Here is a 1,578-nt window from a genome sequence, read left to right on the forward strand (position 1 = left end):
TGATTTAATAAAGTGAATAATTTTCGATTTCTTGTAATTTTTGTGGCTGTAAACTTTCAAATCACTTTTATAACAAAGTTTGAAATATTTATTCGTTAAGTTTTATATATTTGTTTTCGCCAAAAGTTAGCAAAGCGTTAATTTAATTTACACTATCAACCAAATCAAACTATATGAATTTTTCTAATTTATTTCGAAAAAAACCAATTTCTAAAATTTTACAACAAGGTGGCGATGGCGAACATTCTGGATTGAATAAAGTATTAACAGTTAAAGATTTAACCTTTTTCGGAATAGCTGCAATTTTAGGTGCAGGAAGTTTTAGCAGCTTAGGTAGTGCTGTTTTTAATGGTGGACCAGGTGTAGTTTTTTTGTTCATAATAGTTGCCATTGCTTGTGCTTTTACAGCTTTTTGCTATTCGGAATTTGCTAGTAGAATACCTGTTGCTGGTAGTGCTTATACTTATGCTTATTCAAGTTTTGGTGAATTATTTGCTTGGATTATCGGTTGGGCGTTGATTATGGAATATTCTATAGGAAATATATATGTTGCCTATAGTTGGAGCGATTATTTCACCTCATTATTACAACAATGTGGTGTTGATTTTCCGGCTTATTTATCTACAAGTTATATGGAAGCTTCCAAAGCATTTCACGGAAATGTTCAAGGCGAAGCATTAACGGCATGGACAACTGCTTCTGAAATTGGTGGTTTGAAAATAATTTTAGATTTACCAGCATTGTTAATTAATTTAATCATTACTTATTTGGTTTATCGAGGTGTAAAAGAGAGTAAAAACTTCAGTAATTTAATGGTTTGGATTAAAATGTTTGTCGTAGGATTAATCATTATAGTCGGAGGAATATTAATTTTTAAAAATGACCTATTCGCAAACTGGACACCAGATAATTCAGTAGGAATTCCGAGTTTTATGCCTAATGGTTTTAGTGGTGTTATGATGGCTGTAAGCGGAGTTTTCTTTGCTTACATTGGCTTTGATGCCGTTAGTGTTATGGCAGAAGAAAGTAAAAATCCGCAACGTGATTTGCCACGCGGAATGATTTATTCATTAGTAATTTGTACCATTGTTTACATTTTGTTGACTTTAGTTTTGACTGGAGCGACTAATTATAAAGCTTTTGAGGGAATTGGTGATCCACTTGCATTTATATTTGAAAAGGAAAATTTCGATTTACCTTGGATGCACTTTTTGGTAGCAATTTGTGCAGTTGTAGCCATGACAAGTGTGATGCTTGTTTTTCAAATGGGGCAACCACGTATTTGGATGACAATGAGTCGTGATGGTTTAATGCCAAAGCGTTTTTCAAAAATTCACTCTAAGTTTAAAACACCATCTTATTCAACATTAGTTACAGGTTTAGTTGTTGGAGTACCAATTATTTTTACTGATAAAACTTTTGTTTTAGATTTTACATCTATCGGAACTTTATTTGCTTTTGTATTGGTTTGTGGTGGCGTTTTACTAATTCCGAGAAGAGAGAAAGAAGCCGGGAAATTCCATTTACCTTACGTGAATGCGAAGTTTGTTTTTCCAGCTTTGGTAGCTGTTGCAATTT

1 protein-coding gene is annotated in these 1,578 nt (G+C 32.8%); it reads left to right on the top strand.

Features of this window, described 5'->3' with window-relative positions; genetic code table 11:
- Positions 1-173 precede the first annotated feature (173 nt).
- Positions 174-1,578: APC family permease (locus DIU01_RS03735; protein ID WP_290831906.1), on the top strand; the 1,405-nt coding region annotated here is incomplete at its 3' end.

Origin of the sequence: Flavobacterium sp. (assembly GCF_003525665.1) — a bacterium.
Lineage (GTDB): Bacteria > Bacteroidota > Bacteroidia > Flavobacteriales > Flavobacteriaceae > Flavobacterium.